The sequence below is a fragment of the Nitrospina watsonii genome (genome assembly GCF_946900835.1).
Classification (GTDB): domain Bacteria; phylum Nitrospinota; class Nitrospinia; order Nitrospinales; family Nitrospinaceae; genus Nitrospina; species Nitrospina watsonii.
This window is the reverse complement of sequence record NZ_OX336137.1, coordinates 23,195-43,299: the sequence shown is the minus strand read 5'-3', so window position 1 is coordinate 43,299 and position 20,105 is coordinate 23,195. Positions and strand designations below refer to the sequence as shown.

17 protein-coding genes are annotated in these 20,105 nt (G+C 56.7%); 4 read left to right on the top strand and 13 right to left on the bottom strand.

Annotated features, from left to right (window positions below; all coding sequences use genetic code 11):
• Positions 1–58: 58 nt before the first annotated feature.
• From QML71_RS00220 to QML71_RS00210, 3 genes are read right to left on the bottom strand one after another with little or no spacing between them, the layout of a single operon-like run.
• Complete coding sequence (locus QML71_RS00220; RefSeq protein WP_282009883.1) at positions 59–640, bottom strand: type II secretion system protein; 582 nt, start codon at positions 638–640, stop codon at positions 59–61.
• Positions 637–1,860 carry a type II secretion system F family protein gene (locus QML71_RS00215; protein WP_282009882.1) on the bottom strand — a complete coding sequence of 408 codons (1,224 nt, stop codon included), beginning with the start codon at positions 1,858–1,860 and terminating at the stop codon, positions 637–639. Before QML71_RS00215 ends, QML71_RS00220 begins: the two co-directional genes overlap by 4 nt.
• A gap of 11 nt (positions 1,861–1,871) precedes the next feature.
• On the bottom strand, positions 1,872–3,599 hold the full coding sequence (locus tag QML71_RS00210; protein ID WP_282009881.1) for a GspE/PulE family protein: 1,728 nt from the start codon (positions 3,597–3,599) through the stop codon (positions 1,872–1,874).
• A 269-nt stretch (positions 3,600–3,868) separates the two neighbouring features.
• Here QML71_RS00210 and QML71_RS00205 point away from each other — a divergent pair, with 269 nt between their 5' ends.
• A complete protein-coding gene (locus tag QML71_RS00205) occupies positions 3,869–4,426 on the top strand; it encodes a TFIIB-type zinc ribbon-containing protein (RefSeq protein ID WP_282009880.1) in 558 nt (185 codons plus the stop codon).
• A gap of 15 nt (positions 4,427–4,441) precedes the next feature.
• On the opposite strand, the gene QML71_RS00200 is transcribed toward QML71_RS00205, so the two are convergent.
• Positions 4,442–5,794 carry an MFS transporter gene (locus QML71_RS00200; protein WP_282009879.1) on the bottom strand — a complete coding sequence of 451 codons (1,353 nt, stop codon included), beginning with the start codon at positions 5,792–5,794 and terminating at the stop codon, positions 4,442–4,444.
• Positions 5,795–6,176: 382 nt separating this feature from the next.
• On the opposite strand from QML71_RS00200, the gene QML71_RS00195 reads away from it, so the two are divergent.
• The 3 genes from QML71_RS00195 to QML71_RS00185 are packed head-to-tail and all read left to right on the top strand — an operon-like array spanning position 6,177 to position 10,066.
• Positions 6,177–8,087, top strand: a complete 1,911-nt coding sequence (locus QML71_RS00195; protein WP_282009878.1) for a flagellar hook-length control protein FliK — start codon at positions 6,177–6,179, stop codon at positions 8,085–8,087.
• 17 nt (positions 8,088–8,104) lie between these two features.
• Positions 8,105–8,761 (top strand): flagellar hook assembly protein FlgD, encoded by a 657-nt coding sequence (locus QML71_RS00190; RefSeq protein ID WP_282009877.1) that lies wholly within the window; start codon positions 8,105–8,107, stop codon positions 8,759–8,761.
• 24 nt (positions 8,762–8,785) lie between these two features.
• Positions 8,786–10,066, top strand: a complete 1,281-nt coding sequence (locus QML71_RS00185; protein WP_282009876.1) for a flagellar hook protein FlgE — start codon at positions 8,786–8,788, stop codon at positions 10,064–10,066.
• 494 nt (positions 10,067–10,560) lie between these two features.
• Here the strand turns inward: QML71_RS00185 and QML71_RS00180 are convergent, their stop codons facing one another.
• The 9 genes from QML71_RS00180 to QML71_RS00140 all read right to left on the bottom strand — a co-directional run bounded on the left by QML71_RS00180 (position 10,561) and on the right by QML71_RS00140 (position 19,659).
• Positions 10,561–11,415: a formylglycine-generating enzyme family protein gene (locus QML71_RS00180; protein ID WP_282009875.1), complete on the bottom strand. Its 855-nt coding sequence runs from the start codon at positions 11,413–11,415 to the stop codon at positions 10,561–10,563.
• Positions 11,416–11,496: 81 nt separating this feature from the next.
• A complete protein-coding gene (locus QML71_RS00175; protein WP_282009874.1) occupies positions 11,497–13,260 on the bottom strand; it encodes an ATP-binding protein in 1,764 nt (587 codons plus the stop codon).
• Positions 13,261–13,352: 92 nt separating this feature from the next.
• Positions 13,353–14,558, bottom strand: coding sequence for a type II secretion system F family protein (locus tag QML71_RS00170; RefSeq protein ID WP_282009873.1), 1,206 nt, complete (start codon positions 14,556–14,558; stop codon positions 13,353–13,355).
• 17 nt (positions 14,559–14,575) lie between these two features.
• A complete protein-coding gene (locus tag QML71_RS00165) occupies positions 14,576–14,995 on the bottom strand; it encodes a Crp/Fnr family transcriptional regulator (RefSeq protein WP_282009872.1) in 420 nt (139 codons plus the stop codon).
• Positions 14,996–14,997: 2 nt separating this feature from the next.
• Positions 14,998–15,648 (bottom strand): zinc-ribbon domain-containing protein, encoded by a 651-nt coding sequence (locus tag QML71_RS00160; protein ID WP_282009871.1) that lies wholly within the window; start codon positions 15,646–15,648, stop codon positions 14,998–15,000.
• A gap of 25 nt (positions 15,649–15,673) precedes the next feature.
• On the bottom strand, positions 15,674–16,870 hold the full coding sequence (locus tag QML71_RS00155; protein WP_282009870.1) for a type IV pilus twitching motility protein PilT: 1,197 nt from the start codon (positions 16,868–16,870) through the stop codon (positions 15,674–15,676).
• A 21-nt stretch (positions 16,871–16,891) separates the two neighbouring features.
• Positions 16,892–17,965 carry a type IV pilus twitching motility protein PilT gene (locus QML71_RS00150; protein ID WP_282009869.1) on the bottom strand — a complete coding sequence of 358 codons (1,074 nt, stop codon included), beginning with the start codon at positions 17,963–17,965 and terminating at the stop codon, positions 16,892–16,894.
• A gap of 3 nt (positions 17,966–17,968) precedes the next feature.
• Positions 17,969–18,895, bottom strand: coding sequence for a RodZ domain-containing protein (locus QML71_RS00145; RefSeq protein ID WP_282009868.1), 927 nt, complete (start codon positions 18,893–18,895; stop codon positions 17,969–17,971).
• A 2-nt stretch (positions 18,896–18,897) separates the two neighbouring features.
• Positions 18,898–19,659 (bottom strand): tetratricopeptide repeat protein, encoded by a 762-nt coding sequence (locus QML71_RS00140; RefSeq protein WP_282009867.1) that lies wholly within the window; start codon positions 19,657–19,659, stop codon positions 18,898–18,900.
• Positions 19,660–20,105 lie beyond the last annotated feature (446 nt).

The window sequence follows — 20,105 nt, the reverse complement described above, 5'->3', positions numbered from 1 at the left end:
TATGACTTACCGGATATTACCGGCCTTGAAATTTTCGATCAACCGCACAATTCCCGGTCTATTTTTGGTCTGAGATCACAACCCTTTCCAGAGCGAGTTCCAATTCGCTTTCCGGCACCGGGAATTTGCGACTGATGGCTCCCCGCCCCTGATCGTAGGCCCATCGGTACACGCTGCCGTCTTTACGCTGATGATAGATGTAGCCGGCGACGTCGAATGCCTGGAGCGTGGTGCCTGCCTCTTCCGGATCCAAAATCTCATTGCCGGTTGCGGGGACATACACCCACAAGTTAGCGTCCGGATCCTGGCCGGTCGGTTTTTCTTTTCGTCCGGGTTCATACCCTTCTGGAATCTTATTGAGATCGGCAAACGGGTTATCTGGAAACGAGGCCTGCTTGCCTGCCAGCATTTGTTCCCCCATGACGCTCAGCAAATTGGACCGCAGGATTTCGATGGTCGTGCCTTCGGCGGTGGTTTCGGCCTGTTTGGCCATGTCGATCATCCGCTGGATGGCAATAGATGCCAAGAGCCCGACCATGACGATCACCATGACCAGTTCGATGAATGTGAAACCGTTCTCCGTCCGAACCCCATGGGCGCGTTGGCATCGATTTTTGTTTAGTGCCGCTTTCTTTGTCATCGCGTCGCCATTTTGGACATGTCCCACATGGGGAGAAAAATCGACAAAGCCAGAAACAACACCAGCACGCCCATGACCACAATGAGCAGGGGTTCCAACCAGGTTGACAATGCCTTGATACTGCGCTCCACTTCCAGATCGTAGTAATCGGCCACCTTGAGCAGCATCAGATCCAGCGAACCGGAGCTTTCTCCCGCCGCCACCATCTGCACCACCAAGGTCGGCACCCAACCGCTTTGCCGTAGAGGTTGAGCCAGGCCCCTGCCTTCTTCCACGTTCACCACCAGGTCCAGCAGCACCGCAGACAAAACTTCGTTGTCCACCACGCGCGACGACACCTGCAGGGCCACCAGGATGGGCACGCCGCTGCGCAGCAGATTGCCGAAAATACGCGCGAACTTGGCCATGGACGACCGCAATTGGATGGACCCCAACAGCGGCAGCTTGAGTTTGAAAAAATGCCACTGCCTCCGCCCGGACGCCGTAGCGGTGTACCGTTTGAAAATGTAAACGCTGCCGCCCAGCACAAAAACCATGATCCACCAGTACTCCACAAACGCGGTGTGCACCGCGATCAGGATCTGGGTCGGCATCGGCAGTTCCACCTTGATCGTCTTAAACAGATTGATGAATACCGGCACCACTTTCCACATCAAAAAGGCGATGGCCAGCACCATGACACCGAGGACGATCTTGGGATAGCGGAACGCGGCCCGCACCTTGGCCTCGTTCTCATCCTGCTTTTCCAGCAGATCGGCAAGCCGCTCCAGCACATCTTCCATGATGCCGCCCGTTTCCCCGGCCTCGATCATGTTGACGTACAAAGGCGAGAACACGTCCGAATGCCGGGCCAGCGCCTCGGACAGCGCCAACCCGTCGCCCACATCATCCTGGACCTTGTGAATCACCCCTTTAAACCGGGCATTGTCCACCTGGTCTTCCAACGCCTGCAGAATGCTCAGGATGGGAATGCCGGCATTGAACAACGTGGACATCTGGCGGGTGAAGAGGACCAGCTCCTGGCTTTGGATCTTCTGGAACCGTGCCAGCAGATCGATCTGCATCACCGGCTTGCTTTCAGGCGCGGCGGATTCGATCGCCACCGGGTAATGCCCCATACGCGTCAACTCCGCCCCCACTTCATGCGAGTTGGGGGCGTTCATCGTACCCGCCACCAGCGCTCCCATTCGATTGCGCGCCTTGTATTGGAATTGAGGCATAGGACTCCCGGTTAAAACGTCGAATCTTCCGTAAACGTCATGCGGTCGAGCTCTTCCAGTGTGGTGAAACCCTGAATTACTTTCGACAGGCCATCCTGCCGCAGTGTCTTGAGACCCTGGGTCGTCATGGCGCGATCCCGGATATCCATCGGCGCCGTGCGATCTAAAATCATCTTGCGAATGACGTCATCGATCAACAGCACTTCATAAATCCCGACCCGGCCCTTGAACCCGCTGTTCTTGCAGTTTTTGCAACCCTCGCCCCGATACAGCTTCAGGCCAACGGTGTCGAACCCCTGTTTGGTGAAGATCTCAATTTCTTTTTCCGTAGGCGACCGCTCGAACCTGCATTCGGCGCAGATACGGCGCACCAGGCGTTGAGCCAGAATGCCGACGATCGACGACACCATCAAAAACGCTTCAATGCCGAATTCGGCAAGACGGGAAATCGTGCTGGCCGTGTCATTGGTATGCAGGGTGCTCAACACAAGCTGGCCGGTCAGTGCCGCCTGAATGGCGATCTGGCCGGTTTCCGCATCGCGGATTTCACCGACCATCACGATGTCCGGATCCTGACGCATCAGCGACCGCAATCCGGTGGCGAAGGTGATATTGGCTTTCGGGTTGACCTGCGTCTGACGCACCCCCGGCAGACGGTACTCGACCGGATCTTCAATCGTCTTGATATTTTTATCTGGCGTGTTGAGTTGGCTGAGCGAGGCATACAGCGTCGTGGTTTTGCCGCTCCCCGTCGGTCCCGTAACCAGGATGACGCCATACGGATGCCGCAATAATTTCTGGAATTTTTCCCGGTTATCACCCATCAAACCCAGATCGTCCAGAGTGAGGGACAATTTGGTTCGGTCCAGAAGACGGATGACCACGTTCTCCCCGTAAATGGTCGGGCAGGACGACACGCGAAACTCAATGGACTTCACCCCGATCTTGCGCGAAAACCCGCCATCCTGCGGCGCGCGCGTTTCGGCGATGTCCATGTTCGCCATCACTTTCAGGCGGGAAATCAACGCGGACTCGATGGTTTTGGGAATGCGCTTGGCTTCGAACAACACACCGTCGATGCGGTTACGAATGAGCAGAACTTTTTCATAGGGTTCGATGTGGATGTCGCTGGCGCCATCGTCCAGAGCCTGCCGGAGGACCAGGTCCACCAGTTTTTTCACCGGCGCATCCGCCACCTCGGTCGCTTCCGCCTTGACCGTCTCTTCGTCCTCTTTCTTTTTCTTGCCGCCCACACCCAGATGATTGACCACGTCCTGGATGGAAGACGCCACCCCGTAATACTCCTCGATGGCGCCATGCACTTCCGTTTCGGTGGCCAGCCAGGTGTGCACGTCCATGCCGGTCTTCACCGCAATTTCATCGATGGCAAACAGATCGAACGGATTGGTGATGGCCAGCGACAACTTCTTGCCTTCCACCTTGAAGGGGATGAGCATGTACTTGCGCGCAAACTTTTCTGCGACCAGATCGATCGCCTCGTTGGAGATCTTTGTACTCTCAAGATCCACCTGCGGGATATCCATTTGCTCCGACAAGCTGTAAACCAAATCCTTGTCGGTGATATACTTCATCTGCAACAGGACTTTGCCCAATTGGGTTCCGCTCTTTTTCTGGATATCCAACGCTTCCAGCAACTGGGATTCATTGATAATCCCAGCCCGAATCAAAATGTCACCCAACCGCAATTTGGACTTGATCGCCATCAGTGTCGAGACCATTTTATTTATTGAGATGAGAACCTGCCCATTTTACCCATAAACTCTTGAAATTTAAAGATTAAAATGCAAAGGCAGGACCCCCGATATCCGCACACCAAACCAACCGGGCAGGGTAGAGGTGTTATGATGCGACCGATGCCGTGGCCCGGATGCGGTGGATAGTGCGATGCCAACGCATCCTTCCGCCGCTCCGCAAAGGGTTTTCGCGAGTGTACCGTTTGCGCCACAACCGATTTTTGGTACGTTAAAGTAAAGAGGGAGCCGATCCCATGGCACACACGCCTTCGCCTTCATTGCAATGCCCGTCTTGTGAAAACAGGCTCGCCCTGCGCCGCGTGGCCGCGCTGGATCTCCATGTCTGCGACGGCGGTTGCGGTGGCTATTGGATCGAGCGCAACAGCCTGAAGCGGATGCCGGAACGCCCTCCCGGAGCGGGCGTCGAATTGTTGAGCGTTCCACGCGCCGATGGCATCCACACGTTTCGCGACCTCCACCATATCTGCCCGCACTGCCGCAATACGATCCTGTACCGGCACTGGTTCAGCCGCAAACTGAATCTGGAAATCGATCAATGTGCAAAGTGTGCGGGTTTCTGGGTGGAGGTCGGCTCGCTGGCGGACATCCTGACCGAAGACGGGCCGGAAGAAGAAAAAGCGCGGCGCGCCCAAGCCTATTTTGAAGTGGTGATCCGGGACAAAATCGGCGGCATGAACCTCGTCCATCACGACACCGTGGACGCCGCCCGGCAGATCGTCCAGATATTCCGCTTCCTCTGTCCCAAAGCCTATTTTCCGGACCCCACCGAACTGTCCCACCTGCTGCGCTGACCGGCGGGCGCACCCTCAGCCGCGGTCGGGCCGATCCTCGTCCTCACCCAATCCCGGAGTGTCCCGATCATCAGGCTCGATATCGGGAATCTCGTCTTCCGCCCGGGTTCCGGTCGAGGTGTCCGTATCCAAAGCTTCCTGCATGGTTTCCGCCACCGCCACGGCGGACACCAGAGAGGGCCGCGACGGCAAGGGCACCGTCGGCACGCTTTCCTCCATCACCTCTTCCGGTGCGACGATTTCCAGCCGGAAGGCATAGCTGCCCAGCACCACAAAAACCATGGCCTGCATGCTGAAAAAACCGGCCGTGCCCAGCGCACTCAGCATCATACCGCCCAGGATGGGACCGATGATGGCGCCCACGCCATAAACCAGAATCAAGGTGCTGGTGGCCTTGATCATTTCTTTCATCGGCACGTGGTCGTTGGTGTACGCGGACAGGATGGAATACAACGGCAGGGACAAACCGCCAAATACCAGGGACAAAAACAGAAATGTGGAAAAAACATTATTTCCCAGCAGCAGCAGCGCCAGCGACACGAACGCCGCCGCCAGCGCCACCCCGGCAATCACCTTCTGCCTCGGCACCCGGTCGGACAACCAGCCCAGCGGCCATTGAAACAACATTCCGCCAAAAATGACCGCCGCCATGAACAAACCAATGTTGGAAACCGAAAGACCCAATTGGCTGGCATACACCGCACCCACGCCCCAGAACGCGCCGGAAGCGATCCCCACCATCAGCGCTCCCACCATCCCCAGCGGCGCCGACTTGAACAGGTTCCTCATTTTCAACTGAGGGGGTTGGCTGACAACCGGTGCCTGCGTCGTGTTCGACAACAGGATCGGCACCGACGCCATGGAAATGACCACCGACACCACAATGAACAGCGTGAAGCCATGCGGATCGTCCACGTCGAGCAGCAACTGTCCCAGACCGCTGCCCAGCAGTTGGATCACCATGTACGCCGCCAGGATTTTTCCGCGCAACGCATTGCTCGAAAAATGATTGATCCAGCTTTCGACGATGATGAAAATGCCGACGAAACAAAACCCCGTCACCACCCGGAACAAAAGCCAGGCAACCGGGTTCACAAACACCACATGCAGCAGGATGGTGCCGGACGCGATCGCCGCCATCGCCGCAAACACACGGATGTGGCCCACTTCGTGTGTGATTTTGGTGACCCACATCGAACCGATGAGGTAACCGATGTAGTAGCCGGACATGATGAACCCGGTTACCAACGGGGAGAATCCTTCAAACGAGGACCGCAGGCTCAGCAGAGTGCCTTGCAGGCCACTGCCCAGCATGATGAGGAACAATCCGAACAACAGGGTGCGTAGAGAGGTGAGCGTATTGAGCATCTTCAGTGAGTGCCGCGATCGACACGGCAGGAACTTCGGTTTATGTTTTGTTTTTCATGAAAAGGCAAGCGGGTTGTTTTTACAAGCATAAATCATCTTCCGCAGTCATTTTTATATCAGCGCACCGGCGCTGCCATCCGGTTTCAACCCGGATTGGTTACAACCCCACCGCATACACCCTCGGGCGCAATGCCCGGTTTCGGGTAAAAATTTCCTGCCGGGGCAGCTTTTGCCTGCCCACGTGCCACCCTCTGTTTTCACCGACACCCCCGGCAACCCCCGTATTTAAAGGCTTTTCCTGGCATCCGGCCATTTTGGCACACCCTTTGCTTTTCACGGAGGAAGCAAATAGCTGCGACTTGTATCAACCAAAGGAAATCGTGTGGATACGCAAAACAAAAATCTCGTTTCACAATTGATGAGTGCGGTTCCCAAGCCGTCCGTGTCCGGCTTCCAACCCGGAGGCAAGGAACCCGGCGCGCCGGACTTCGATGCGTTCATTCGAAACGACTCGCGCACCGCCCGCAATGATTTCCATACCGACCACGCCGGAAACCGCGCCCAAACGTTTGACCGCACCGGCAGCCGAACACGCCAACAGGAATTCACGTCATCCAGAGAAAGCGAAGCACGGCAAAAACCGGGCGTCACCGAAACCCGGCAACACCCGTCGTCCCAGTTCCATGAATCGCGCCGCACCACTACGGAAAATCCGTCGATCTCTCAAAAGGACGCGGGTCACGGCGCCTTCTCCAACACGCAATCCCAGTCCCAGCCGCACGGATCGGCTTACCATGCCGACACCTCAGGAAATGAGGCGAAGGGACCGCAGTTTGATTCGCAAAACCGCGGCACGCAGGCCGCCACGCTGCAAACCCTGATGGCGCTGCTGCAAAACGGCAAAGGCCTGCAAGGGAACCCGGTGCTCGCGGACTTGTCGGGAACGGATCTCACTGCGTTGACCGGGGAACAGGCTCCCGCCGGTCTGGATGCGCTCCTGCAACGACTCAATGAACTCAAAACCAATCCCGACCTCGCCCTGATGAACCTGGTTCAGGGGCCGAACGGCAACGCGTCCAAAGATCTGTTGATCGAACGATTGCGTGACATGGACCTGGACCCCGATGTTCTCGACTCATTGATCGACGCCTTGAACGGCGACGGTGCGGAAGGCGGACAGGGCGGCTCCTTCCTGCAGGCCTTGCATGGCCTGTTGCAGGCGCTCCAGAACGTCCAGTCTGAAAGTGCGGAAGACGGCGTAAGCCTCCAGACGGCGCAGGCAAACAGCGCAGGCGCATCCGTTCTCGAAAAGAAAGTCATCGACGCGTTGATGAAAGCGGGATTGACCGAAACCGAAGCACAGAAAATCATCGACCAGGCGCGTGGCACCGGCGGCGCCGATTCCAAGGTGGATGGCCGCATCGTGCTGGCCCAACTGGCGCAGAGCCTCTCCAAAACCAAAGGCGCGGGCCACCCCATTGCCGAATCGCAAACCGAGCCGGCCACGCCTTCGCGCGAACCCAAAATCACTCTCGACACACAGGCCACCGATCCGAACCGGAAATCCCTCAACGAACTGGTGGGAGACAAATCCGATTCCAGGACCGGCTCCAACCTGACGCATGAGGGCAAGGCCCAAACCCCGAACCCCGTGCAAGCTGCGGCCACAGCGGCCGTGAATCCGAAACCCGCCATGACCACCGCGCAGACGGGGTCCGCGCCCAACCCGACGGTCCAAAACGTGTCCACCGGGGGCGAAGGCACACCCACCACGCCGGGCTCGCACCCCGTCGGTGCATCTTCTGAAAAAGCCAGCACCGGCTTCAAACCGATGCTGGCGGAAACGTACAGCGCGCGTGGCGGCGTCGAAAAACCGGTCGCTACCCAGATCATCGAAAAAGTGACGTTCCGCAATTTCGGCAATCATCGGGAAGTGCATGTCAAACTCGATCCGCCTTCGCTCGGCACCGTGCGCCTGAATGTTTCATCCGCGGGCGAAACCGTGCGGGCCACGCTGGTGGCGGAAAATCACGCGGCCAAGCAGGCCATCGAGAACAGCCTAGCTCAGTTGAAAGACAGCATGCACAGCCAGGGCATGAAAGTGGACACCTTCACCGTACTCGTCGGCGGTAACAATCAGGGACAGTCGCCTCACCAACGGCAGGAAGGCGTGCATGCATTCCGTCCGTTTGAAACGGCGGACAACATCGAATCGCACGAAGCCGTGGAAGAAACTATCTTCACACAGCCCCGGTTTTTCAGCGAGTCGCAAACGATCAGTTTATTCGCATAACATAGGAGGCTTCGGCCATGTTGGAAGGCATTCTCCCGCACGCGGAAACGAACAAATCCACCGCGCCCACCAGCGCCCAGAACACGCTGGGCAAAGATGACTTCATGAAACTCATGATCGCCCAGCTCAGCAACCAGAATCCGCTGAACCCGATGGACGGCCAGGAGTTCAGCGCGCAGTTGGCCCAGTTCAGTGCGCTGGAACAGATGACCAACGTCAATACCAACATTCAAAAGTTGATCGACTCACAACAGGCAGCCACCAACTCTTCCATGATCAACATGATCGGCAAGCAGGTGGACGTGCAGGGCAACAGCGTGGCGCATGAAGCGGAACAGACACACAACCTGAACTACGCGTTGACGGGTCACGCCGACACCGTGACCGTGGATGTCTACGACGCCCTCGGCCAGTTGGTGCGCACCCTCAGCGGCACCGGCGGCGAAGGCAACAACACCGCCCTCTGGGATGGGCTGGACCAGTCCGGCAACGCCGTGAACCCGGGCAATTACACCTTCACTGTGAAAGCGATCGATCCTTCCGGCAATTCTGTGGACTCGCAGACGTTCACTAAAGGTTCCGTGTCCGAAGTCCTGTTTGAAGAGGACGGCACCTACGCCATCGTGAACGGTCAAAAAATTTCGTCTGACAGTATTTCAAGAGTTTCGCTCTAATAAAAATCTCTAAGGAGAATCGTCATGTCACTCATTGGATCCCTGTTCTCCGGTGTCTCCGGCCTGCGCAGCAACTCCCAGGCCATGAACGTCATCGGTGACAATATTTCCAACACCAACACCGTCGGTTTCAAAAGCAGCCGGAGCGTGTTCGGTGATCTGTTCAGTACCATTTTGAACAACGGGTCCGTCACCTCCCAGATCGGGCAGGGCACGCAGTTTGTCGGATCGTTGCAGGATTTTTCGCAGGGTGCGATTGAAAACAGCACCAACGCTCTGGATATGGCGATCGACGGACAGGGCTTCTTCGTCGTCAACAACGGTCAGGGCAATTTCTACACCCGCGCCGGCCAGTTCCGGATTAATGACAACGGTGTCGTGGCGGATATCGGCGGCAACGCGCTTCAGGGATTCCGCATCACCGGCGGCACGGTGGGCACCACGCTGGAAAGTGTGGATCTCGCAGGCGTGCAATCGGCACCCAATCCGAGCACCCAGTTCACTCTGGGCGCGAATTTGAATGCCGCGGCCGCAGATGATACCAATCCAGATTCAACCACAACGTTCACCTCTCCGGTATCTCTGGTCAATTCCGTTGGCGAACAGGTGATTGCGAGTATTACGTTTACGAAAAAGCCTGTGGCTGGCCGCTGGGATTACACGGTATCTCTACCTGCGGGTAACGGTACCGTGAATCCCGCAACCCCCAACAATAGTGGTTCGTTGATTTTCGATACCAGTGGTAATCTAACGGACATCCTAGATCAGTCTGCGGCTTCTATTGGTGTGGGAGACTTGACTTTAACGCTGGATTTCGCGTCACCCGCAGCATCCGGCCAAACTGTCACTTGGGATCTGGCTAATGCAGCTGGTAATTCCAACGGCAAGGTGACCGGGTTTGCCGCCGCATCCAACACCAACTCGGTGGTGCAGAACGGTTTCCCGACCGGTATTTTGACCGGACTGAGCGTGGCCAACGACGGCACCATCAACGGCCTGTTCAGCAACGGCCAGTCGGAGTCGCTGTTCCAGGTGGCGCTGGCGGACTTTCTGGCGCCAACCGGGTTGACCCGCACTGGGCAGAACCTGTTTGCGGAGTCCGGGCTTTCTGGCCAACCGGTCATTGCCGCTCCGAACACAGGCGGGTTCGGCTCGGTTCTAGGCAGCACGCTGGAACTCTCCAACGTCGATCTGGCGCAGGAGTTCGTCACCATGATCAAAACCCAGCAGGCGTTTCAGGCCAGCGCCCGCATCATCACCACCACCGACGACCTGCTCACGGAAACCGTGAACCTGACTCGGTAATCGTTAACGCAGTAGCATCCCGCCCGGGTCCCGTTAAGGGACCCGGGCGGGCGTGGCCCGCGGCAAACGAGCTAATGCGTTCATGACCGGGCCCTGGCCGGTGGGCGCATTTCTAAAATTAGCCGGAACCACAGATGGACATGGATAACCCGGAAACCACAAAAAATTTTCTTCCCCTCCTTACCACGGAGGGGACTGAGGGGAGGTTTTGGAGCTCCATTCCTTTCAGAGCAAAACAAAAGCAACCCCACCCGAACCCTCCCCTTAGTAAGGGGAGGGACAATAAAGCCTGGCAAGGCTACCCATAGATTCCTCGCTGACGCTCGGAATGACAAGTCCGGCTCCAGCGTGTCATTCCAAGGAGCCGGGCCACCCCCGGAGGGAACGAGGGCTATCCTGAACGCGCCCGTTCACCGTCGTCCGCTCATGAGTGCATTGGCCTGTTCCCTCAGGCGTAGCCTGCGCCCACCGACCATCGCCCTGTCATGAATGTATTAGCCGGTTTCCCCTCCACGTAGTGGAGTCGCCGCGCAGCGGAAGCCTTGCCAGACTTTGAACACATCGGGATGTTCGTTGAAGCGGTAGGTGGTGCGCAGGTAGTAAGCTTTGAAGTACCAGTTGCCGCCGCGCAGCACGCGCGACTCGCCGCGTTCCGGTCCCGTTGGATTCCGCGGCGGAGACATTTCGTAATATGCAGGCGCATACCAGTCTCCCACCCATTCCCACACATTGCCCGCCATGTGATGCAAGCCGTAAGGCGAGCGCCCGGCAAGCAGGCCGTCCACCGGTTCCATGACGCCGAAACCGAGTGTGGCGAACGAACGGCGGAAGGTGACGCGGTCGTTGTCCGGGAACGCATTGCCCCAGGGGAACAGGCGGCCATCGGTGCCGCGCGCGGCTTTTTCCCATTCCGCTTCCGTCGGCAGGCGTTTGCCCACCCAGCGGCAGTACGCGTCCGCGCCGTACCAGCTGACCCGGTTGACCGGGTGGCGTTCCAATCCCGGACGGGCGCGGAAACGTCCGCCCACCTTCTCCACGGTCACCGCATCGCGCAGCTCAATGAAACGCGAAGCTTTTTCGGGTGCCGCGTTCAGGAACTCCGCGAACTGCTGCGCCGTGACTTCGTAGAAATCGATGGCGTAGGCATCGAGATACACCGTGTGCACCGGCTGCTCGTCGGTGTCTCCCCATCCGTATTCGTTGTCGATATTCAGACCCATGGTGAAGGGGCCTGCCGGGATGACGGCCATGTCGTTGATGTGGACGGACGGCGGCGCGGACGCACAGGCGGCCCCCAGCAGGCACAGGGCCACCATGCCGAGTGCCTGAATCAGATGGGTGGCACGCATGCAGAGGCATCGGGGCGTGGAATCCGGAATCCGGGATTGCGTTCCGAAAAATATTCGTGGGTTGAACATGCGCCGAGGATACTAATTCGGGGACAAGGTTTGCGATCTTTTTTCCTGCTTGGGCTCACGGGTCCCGACGATGGCGCGTTCCTGCGGCAGAAAAATATCGAACCGGGTTCCCTTGCCGACCTCGCTGACCACACCAATCTGACCGCCGAAACGCTGGATGATCTTGTTCACCGTCGCCAGGCCGAGCCCGATCCCTTCCTCCCGCGTGGTGAAAAAGGGATCGAATATTTGTTTGAGTTTGTCCGGAGGGATGCCGCGACCCTGATCTTCCACGGAAAGAAGAACGCCTTTGCGATCGGTTTCGAAATCGCGATGCCGGTGGCCCTGCACTTCCTTCAGTTCCAGGCGGATGGTCCCGGCGCGATCCATGGCCTGCATGCCGTTGAGGCACAGATTCCACACCATCTGCTTGACCTGGTCTTCCTCGCTTTGAATGACGATGTGCCGGGCCGGCATGTCCAGTTCAATTTCAATGGAGCAGTCGTATTCGTTGTTGTTCTTGATCAGCAACACCACATCCTGCAACAGTTGCGTGAGGTCGATGACCGTCGCCTTGGACTTGCGCGGTTGCGAGTACGAAAGAAAATCCTTGATGATCGCGTTCAACCGTTCCGTTTCTGAGATCACGATGTCCATCAAGCGTTTGTACTGATCCTCCACCTGCAACGAATCGCGCAGCACCTGGATGGAACCGCTGAGTGACGCCAGTGGATTGCGGATTTCGTGCGCCAGTCCGGCGGAGAACCGTCCCACCGCCGCCAACTGTTCCGACTGCAATATTTTTTCTTCCATCTTGCGCAGTTCGGTCAAATCGTCCAACACCACGATGTAGCCTTCCGATTTGTAGCCGTCCTTGAAGGGGTCCATGCTGGGTCGGATCAACGAACTGATCTTCATGACCACGAGAATGGTTTCCCCATCATTGCGTTGAAACTCGCCTTCCAGCGTTGCCGGAAGCTGCACCGACTGGCGGCCCAGGAAAAACGTTTTCAGCGTAGGGACCGGCAACAGGTCGTACGCCAGCCTCCCCAGGCTGTGATCGGCCGAACAACCGGTGATCTGTTCGCACGCGGTGTTGACGGAGGTGACGTGGCCGTTGTGATCCGTGGTCAACAACCCGTTGACCATGTTCTGCACCACGTTCTTGTGGAATTCCTGAAGTTTCTTCAGGTCCAGGCTTTTGGAATGCAGCTCGTCGTTGATGATGCGAAGGCGGTGATTGAGAATGCTGCTGAGATACGCCACCGAATAAAAAGAGGTCAGATTGAGGGCGATGATGTAAAACCCGTAGGCGCCTTGATAGGAGATATTCGACTTCTGGAAAAAATAAATGGGTTGGATGAAGTTGAAGTATTCCAGGTCCACCAGCAGTCCGTAAATGATGCTGGCGCCGGATGCGGCCAGGTACACCGCCGCGCGCGGCAACATGACGCTGGTGGCGATGATCACAAACAGGAATACAAAGGAAAGCGGGCTTTCAATGCCGCCGGTGGTGTAGATCAAACCGCCCACGGTCGCCAGATCGCCCAGGACCTGCGCATAGGCCACCCAGTTGAGGGGCATCTTCATCTTCAACATCAGAGCATAAATGATGCACAGGAAGTAGGCGCTGCCGAGAACGATGCTGAGCGGAATGATGGGGGTTTCGTAACGGGCGTTGTGCTCGAAGGCAATGGCGAGGGCGACGAATCCGGTCAGAAATACGACGCGGATCACCATGATCGATTTGACCCGAAGGAGGAGTTCCTTGTCAGGATAATCCTGGGTTTTCAACATGGTCTCCTCAATGTCGTCGGCTCCGCCGCAGCGGAATACCGGTTGCCCCTTGATTTGCGTTGTGCAGGTGCAGGGGAGTGCACGGTCGCCGTTTAGAAGTTTTCACCCATTTTGAAAATGGGCAGGTACATGGCGACAACGATGAAGCCCACCACCGAACCCAGGAACACCATGAGCATGGGTTCGAGCAGGGCCGTCAGGCCCTCGACGGCGGTGTCCACTTCTTCATCGTAAAAGTCCGCGATCTTGCCGAGCATGCCATCGAGCGCACCGGCGGACTCACCCACGTCGATCATCTGGATGACCATGGGTGGAAACACGTCTTCACGCGCCAGGGGTGCGGCGATGGTCTCACCTTCCTTGATGGATTGGATGGTGTTGACGATGGCACGCTCCACAATCTTGTTGCCGGAGGTGCGTGCGCAGATGTCCATGGCGTCGATCAGCGGCACGCCGCTGGAAAGCAGCGTTCCCAAAGTGCGGGTGAATTTGGCGACGGACACTTTCCGGATCAGCATGCCCATGACCGGCAGCTTGAGGGCGATGCGGTCGATTTCGATGTGGCCGCGCTCCGTGGCGTACACCTTCTTGAAAAGGAACACGAACAGGATGGGCGCGCCGACAATGACGTACCATTGATCGCGGAAAAAGTTACTGACCATCATGACGATCGCGGTGGGGCCGGGCAGTTCCTGGCCGCTCCCCTCGAACATCGTGGCGAACGCGGGGATGACGAAGATCATCAGAAACGCCACGACCACGAAGGCGACGGTGACGATGGCGCCGGGATACACCATGGCCGCTTTGACTTTCTTCTTGAGAGCCAGCGATTTTTCGATGTACGCGGCCAGCCGCGCCAGAATGGTGTCGAGAATACCGCCCGCCTCGCCGGCTTCGACCAGGTTGCAATACAGGGCGTCCCAGACTTTTTGATGACGGCGCATCGCATCGGACAGGTTGCTGCCCTGTTCGATCTGATTTTTGACATCCATGATGATGCCGCCGAAGGTTTTGTTGTCGGACTGCCTGCCCAGAATTTCGAGACACTGAACCAACGGCAGACCCGCGTCCACCATCGTGGAAAACTGGCGGGTGAAGATGACCACATCGCGTTCGGTGATTTTTTGTTTATTGGCGCCACCCAACTCCATTGAGAAAAACGAAGACTTCGGCTTCAGGCTGTCCACCTTGATATTTTTTTGCTGGAGTTTCGCCCGCGCACCCTGTTCGTTAACGGCTTCCACCTCACCGCTCTGGGTTTTCCCTCTTACCGTCGTTTTGTACGTAAAAGTTGGCATGGCTCTTTTCCGTGTGGTTATTGGTTGATCGAAAAGGATGAGATGACGCTGCGCGTTTTCTCCAGCTCCAGGCCGATACGCGAAAGCTGTTCGCTGGTGAAGCGCAACCGATCCACCAGCGCCTTCACCACGAGGCGGACATCGTCCGGCAATTGTTCCACCAGGAGATTGAATTGTTCTTTTTCAATGACCCCGATGGTCACATTGCCCACGGCAACCACGCTGGCGCTGCGGACCGTTTGGGAGATCAGGCCCATTTCGCCAAACACGTCTCCCGCCTTGAGGGTGTTGATCAACACGCCCTTTTTATCCACCTTTTTGGTGACGTTGACCTTGCCTTCGATAATGATGAACGCGTTGTTGCTGACAATGCCTTCCGAGACGATGACATCGCCATCGGCGTAACGTTGAATTGTCGGGGTATCCTTAAGACTCATAATCAAACTTTTCCAAGAACGTCCATAGTCTCCCGGTAGATCCTATAGAAGATTTCGTTATCAGAGATTCCCTTTTTCAAAATGACGTCCAGCTTGTCCATATCTTTTTCATTGATGACCTGGTTGACGCTGTACGCAAACGCTTCCATGTTGTCCGTGGATTTGAACTCCGCGCCAACCAGCGCTATGAAGGTTTTGCGGCGGGTGGACATGGGCATGTTCAGCACATACTTGTAAAGCGAACTTTCCTCAAGCGAATCGCAGCCGAACCGTTCATGAAACACCACGACGTGGTAATGAAAGAATTTCAACTTGTGCGCGCCATGCTCAGGCGTTTTGGACGTCTCCAACTTATATCCCAGGGCGGTCAACGCCTCGCCCAGGGCATCGTAGTTTTGAGGGCTCATGATGAGCGCCACCTTGTCGCCCTCTTCATAAATCGGGGGAGTCTCTTCGTCTTCGAAGGCCTCATCCGTAACCATCAGCATGGTGTCCATCGCGTCATCCTCTTCCGGTTCTTCCGGTTTCAGATGCTGGTCGATGCGGTTTTTGGTCTTACACGCCGGGCAGGTGAGGTTGAAGGCCTGGTCCTTCGGCACTTTTTCATCCGGAATATTGATCGCCTTGCTGCACTGGCTACAGGTGACCTGCATTCATTCTCTCCTCATCGGGACCGCTTCATTTTCGCAATTTTTTCTTTTTGGCAAAACCTGCATCCTTGTCGTAGGAATCGTCCAGCGCCAGTTCTTCGATATCCGTCGTCGCTTCGCCGCGCTCAGACTTGATGGTGTCGATGCCGCGCGCCACCACGTTGCGCCGCGAGGCGTAGGCCAGCGCCGTTTCCTGCGTGATGAGATCTTCCTTATACAATTTGATGATGTGTTGGTCGAACGTCCACATGCCGTAAGCATCGCCGTCGCGGATGATGTCGTAATAGGTTTTTCCATCTTCCTCGCCGTTGAGGATCGTGTCCTTGATGCGCATGTTGTTGTTCATGATTTCAAGCAGGGCGATGCGCCCGCCACCGGCTTTCGGCACCAGCCTTTGACTGATGACCCAGCGCACGGTGTCCGCGAGGCGGATGCGGATCTGCTGTTCTTCTTCCTGCGAAAACATGCCGACGATGCGGTTGATGGTCTGTCCGGCGTCCACGGTGTGCAGGGTGCTCATCACGAGGTGACCGGTTTCGGCGGCGCTCATGCCGATCTCCACCGTTTCCCGGTCGCGCATTTCGCCCACCAGAATGACCTTGGGCGCCTGACGCAACGCGGCCCGCAGACCGGTGGCGAAGTTGTTGAAGTCGCCACCCAGTTCGCGCTGGTTGAACGTCGATTTCAAATGCGGATGCACGAACTCCACCGGATCTTCCAGGGTGATGATGTGCACCGACTTGTCGTGGTTGATCCGATTGAGCAACGCCGCCAGGGTGGTGGACTTACCGGAACCGGTGGCACCGGTGACCAGCACCATGCCGTTTTTCTCTTCCGCCGCCTTCGCAAACTGCGGCGGCAGTTTTAAATCGTCGATGGAAGGAATCCGCGTTTCCAGTTTGCGCAACACGATGCTGTAGTTGCCGCGCTGGGAAAAAATGTTGACGCGGAAACGGGCCTTGCCGGGAATGTAGTACGAGCAGTCGCAGGAGCCTTCGCGCAGCAGGATCTCGTTCAACCGCCGGTCGGCGCCAATGAGGTTCAGCGCGAAAATCTCCGCCTGGAACGCGGTGATCTTCGGGATCGGCGGATGCATGGGCACTTCCGTCAACTGACCCGAGTTCTCCACCTGGAACGGCTTGCCCACGGTGATGTTGAGATCGGAGATGTTTCCGAATGATTCCAGCATCGTTGTCAGGATGTGGTCGATTTCGGCTTTTCTCATGGTCGCATCCCTGAAGTGGACTTAAATAAATTCCGGCGGCGTTTTCAAATACTGAACGAACCGCTCTTTAACGATCGATTTGTCGTAAGCGTCTTCCGGGCTGATCTTCTTCGCCTGCAACGCTTCCAGGATGGCGTCGTCCAACGACTGCATGCCGTATTTTTTTCCGGTCTGGATGACGGAGGGAATCTGAAAGGTTTTGCCTTCACGAATCAGGTTTGAGGTGGCCGGCGTGACCACGAGCACTTCGAGCACCGCCAGACGGCCCTTCTTGTCCACGCGCTTGAACAGGTTCTGCGCCACGACGCCCTTCAAACTTTCGGACAGCGTGGTGCGGATCTGCGCTTGCTGGTTGGCGGGAAACACGTCGATGACGCGATCCACGGTCTTGGCGGCGCTCTGCGTATGCAGGGTGCCGAACACAAGGTGGCCGGTGGACGCGGCTTCCAGCGCCAGCTCGATGGTTTCCAGGTCGCGCATTTCGCCGACCAGGATGATGTCCGGGTCTTCGCGCAACGCCCCCTTCAACGCGGCTTTGAAACTTTTGGTGTGCACGCCCACCTCGCGGTGATTCACCACGCAGCTCGCACTTTTATGCACGAACTCGACCGGGTCTTCGACGGTGATGATGTGCGCTTTCTTATTTTTGTTGACGTGGTCCATCATCGCCGCCAGCGTGGTGGACTTTCCGGAACCGGTGGGACCCGTCACCAGCACCATGCCTTTGTGTAACATGGACAGCTTGGTCAGAACCGACGGCAATCCCAACTGCTCCGCAGTCAGGATGGTGCTGGGGATTTCGCGGAAGACGGCGCCGATGCCCCACTTCTGCTGGAAGTAGTTGGCGCGGTAGCGCGCCAGCCCCGGCACCTCGTAGGCGAAGTCGATGTCGCCGGTTTCCTCAAATACCTTGATCTTGTCTTCCGGCGCGATTTCGTACAGGATCCCTTTCAGCTCATCGTTTTCGAGGGTTTTGTACTTCACGCGTTCCATGTCACCATGAATACGCAGGACCGGCTGGGAACCGGCCACGAGATGCAGGTCGGATGCCCCTTGTTCATTCATCAGTTTAAAGAAGGCGTCGATTTTGGCCATAGATCACTCTACCAGTTCGGCTTTGAACACGAAGTTGAGGACCACATTCTGAGTCCCCGGCAATTCATACGTTTTCCCGTTTAACAGAAACTCGGTTCCATTCCGGTTTCCGATATCCGCCAGAATCTGTTCGTTCGCATGCAACACAATGCGTTCGCCAGCATTCAAGGTAAAATCCCTTTCCCTCTCCTCATCCAGAATCATGTGAAACCAGGCTTTTTCCTTGGCCCGGATTTCCAAAGAAAAGGCCCGCTCGTTGTCGGACGGTGACGGCTCCACAGTGCGTTGATTTGTCGGAACTGTTTGATCTTGCAGGTCGTTCATTATACCACCATTTTCCAATTGGGGTACCTTATTTTGTCCGGTTTCGGCATTCATCTCTGGCCCCGGCGGCGCCTCGGCTCCCGGAGATTCGGTGCCCATGCCCGGCGGCGGTGCCTGACCACCACTGGGAGCGGGACCGGGTTCCGGAGCCGGAACCGTTTTCAAACCCTTCGGTAGGGTTTTCATCGGCACGGGCACTGCCTGCGAGTCACTGGAAGGTGGGTTGTTTAAGGAAGCCCACACCAACCAGCCCACAACCCCCATCCCGATCAGAAAAGCCACCAGCTTCAACTGAGTCTGGATGGAGGTTTTTTTCTGTTCCTGATGCGCCACTTCTTTCCACGATTTTTCGCGTTCTTCACGCCGCCCCTTGCCGATACGTTCGTCGTAGGCGGTCAATAACTCATTGGCATCGATGCCCAAGGCTTCGCCATAGTTGCGGATGTAGCCTTTGATGAAGACCTCCGCCGGCAGATCGTCGTAACGGTCCTCTTCCAGCGCTTCGAGGTGACGCTCCGGGATACGTGTGGCGTGGGCGATGTCATTCAGGCTGGCGCCGCGCAACTCCCTCTCATTCTTCAAATACGTGCCGAAACTGTCTGCCATGATCACTCAGTCGAAATTTTCATGCGATCCAACATGGTTTTCGCGGTGCGTGCGTTCTCACTCAGCGGCTGCAGGTTGATCACTTCCTGAAGATGCGGACGCGCCCGCAGGTAGTCGCCTTCATCAAACAACAACTGGCCCAGTTCGTAATGCGCGCGGGCGGACTTTGGATTCAGCTCCACCGCTTTCAGCAAACTTTTATAAGCCAGCTCGTTTTGCTCCGCCTTCCTGTAGGCCAAAGCCAGATTCACCCGGATCTCCTCGTTGTCCTTGATATCCAACGCCCGCTGCCAGGTACGTTCGGCCTCATTGTACTGCTTGTTCTGATAATAACTGAACGCCAGCCAGTTGTAGAGCTGTTGCGCGTTCAGCAGCTTTTGCGCTTCCAGGGATTTTTTGATGTAAACGATCGCTCGATCCCATTGCTGCACTTCCATGTAAAGGCGGCCCAGGTACTGGTACGCCTTCATGTATTCCGGATCCAACTCGACGGCGCGCAAAAACGATTTCTCCGCCCGCTTGTAATGGCGGTCACGAAAATGCGCCGCCCCCAGCGCCACCCGGTAAAACGGGTCGTCCGGAACCTGCTTGATGATATCGATCAGTTCCTGGTAATACTTGTCCCGCATGTTGAGGGTGTTGTACTTTTGGGCATCGTTGTACCGCTTGCGCGCATCCAGTTTTTCACGCGGCGTGGTCGTGGTGGTGGCACAGCCGACGAACAAAATACACAACACCAAGGCAATCGCGGTATGCCATCCCACCCGAAACCTGCGACGTGGAACTGAATCTGTCATAAAACTCTATCGTTAAATGGTTGAATTTTTTAAGATTAATAAATTATAGCAAATGACTTCGGATTTCACAACTGGGGAAGCGTGCCAGGGAAGGCAGGCGGCGGACCGTCCTAAAAACAGGTGATTTTGGGGAACTTGAACTGGAAGGCGGAGCCGATGGGATAGGAAAAAGGAAGAAGCCCCCTGACCCCTTTACAAAGGAGAGCTTTGCATAACGGATAAGAGGAAAAGCTATAAAGCCCCCTCATCCTGGCCTGTCACTCAAGGAGTGCTCCCACCAGGGGAGAAGGAACCTCAAATTACTCCCCCTCCCTTGATGGGAGCACTCCTTGAGTAGCGGGTTGAGGTTGGGTGAGGGGGAATGATGATCTTTCTTTGCTTTCCTTGACCAAGGGGAGCCGGGCTTCGCCCGT

Bases quoted from the DNA above. Each gene is read 5' to 3' on its own strand.
- QML71_RS00145 (WP_282009868.1), bottom strand. From the start codon at position 18,895: ATGGCAGACAGTTTCGGCACGTATTTGAAGAATGAGAGGGAGTTGCGC.
- QML71_RS00215 (WP_282009882.1), bottom strand. From the start codon at position 1,860: ATGCCTCAATTCCAATACAAGGCGCGCAATCGAATGGGAGCGCTGGTG.
- QML71_RS00220 (WP_282009883.1), bottom strand. From the start codon at position 640: ATGACAAAGAAAGCGGCACTAAACAAAAATCGATGCCAACGCGCCCAT.
- QML71_RS00205 (WP_282009880.1), top strand. From the start codon at position 3,869: ATGGCACACACGCCTTCGCCTTCATTGCAATGCCCGTCTTGTGAAAAC.
- QML71_RS00170 (WP_282009873.1), bottom strand. From the start codon at position 14,558: ATGCCAACTTTTACGTACAAAACGACGGTAAGAGGGAAAACCCAGAGC.
- QML71_RS00165 (WP_282009872.1), bottom strand. From the start codon at position 14,995: ATGAGTCTTAAGGATACCCCGACAATTCAACGTTACGCCGATGGCGAT.
- QML71_RS00180 (WP_282009875.1), bottom strand. From the start codon at position 11,415: ATGCGTGCCACCCATCTGATTCAGGCACTCGGCATGGTGGCCCTGTGC.
- QML71_RS00160 (WP_282009871.1), bottom strand. From the start codon at position 15,648: ATGCAGGTCACCTGTAGCCAGTGCAGCAAGGCGATCAATATTCCGGAT.
- QML71_RS00190 (WP_282009877.1), top strand. From the start codon at position 8,105: ATGTTGGAAGGCATTCTCCCGCACGCGGAAACGAACAAATCCACCGCG.
- QML71_RS00155 (WP_282009870.1), bottom strand. From the start codon at position 16,870: ATGAGAAAAGCCGAAATCGACCACATCCTGACAACGATGCTGGAATCA.
- QML71_RS00200 (WP_282009879.1), bottom strand. From the start codon at position 5,794: ATGCTCAATACGCTCACCTCTCTACGCACCCTGTTGTTCGGATTGTTC.
- QML71_RS00185 (WP_282009876.1), top strand. From the start codon at position 8,786: ATGTCACTCATTGGATCCCTGTTCTCCGGTGTCTCCGGCCTGCGCAGC.
- QML71_RS00150 (WP_282009869.1), bottom strand. From the start codon at position 17,965: ATGGCCAAAATCGACGCCTTCTTTAAACTGATGAATGAACAAGGGGCA.
- QML71_RS00210 (WP_282009881.1), bottom strand. From the start codon at position 3,599: ATGGTCTCGACACTGATGGCGATCAAGTCCAAATTGCGGTTGGGTGAC.
- QML71_RS00175 (WP_282009874.1), bottom strand. From the start codon at position 13,260: ATGTTGAAAACCCAGGATTATCCTGACAAGGAACTCCTCCTTCGGGTC.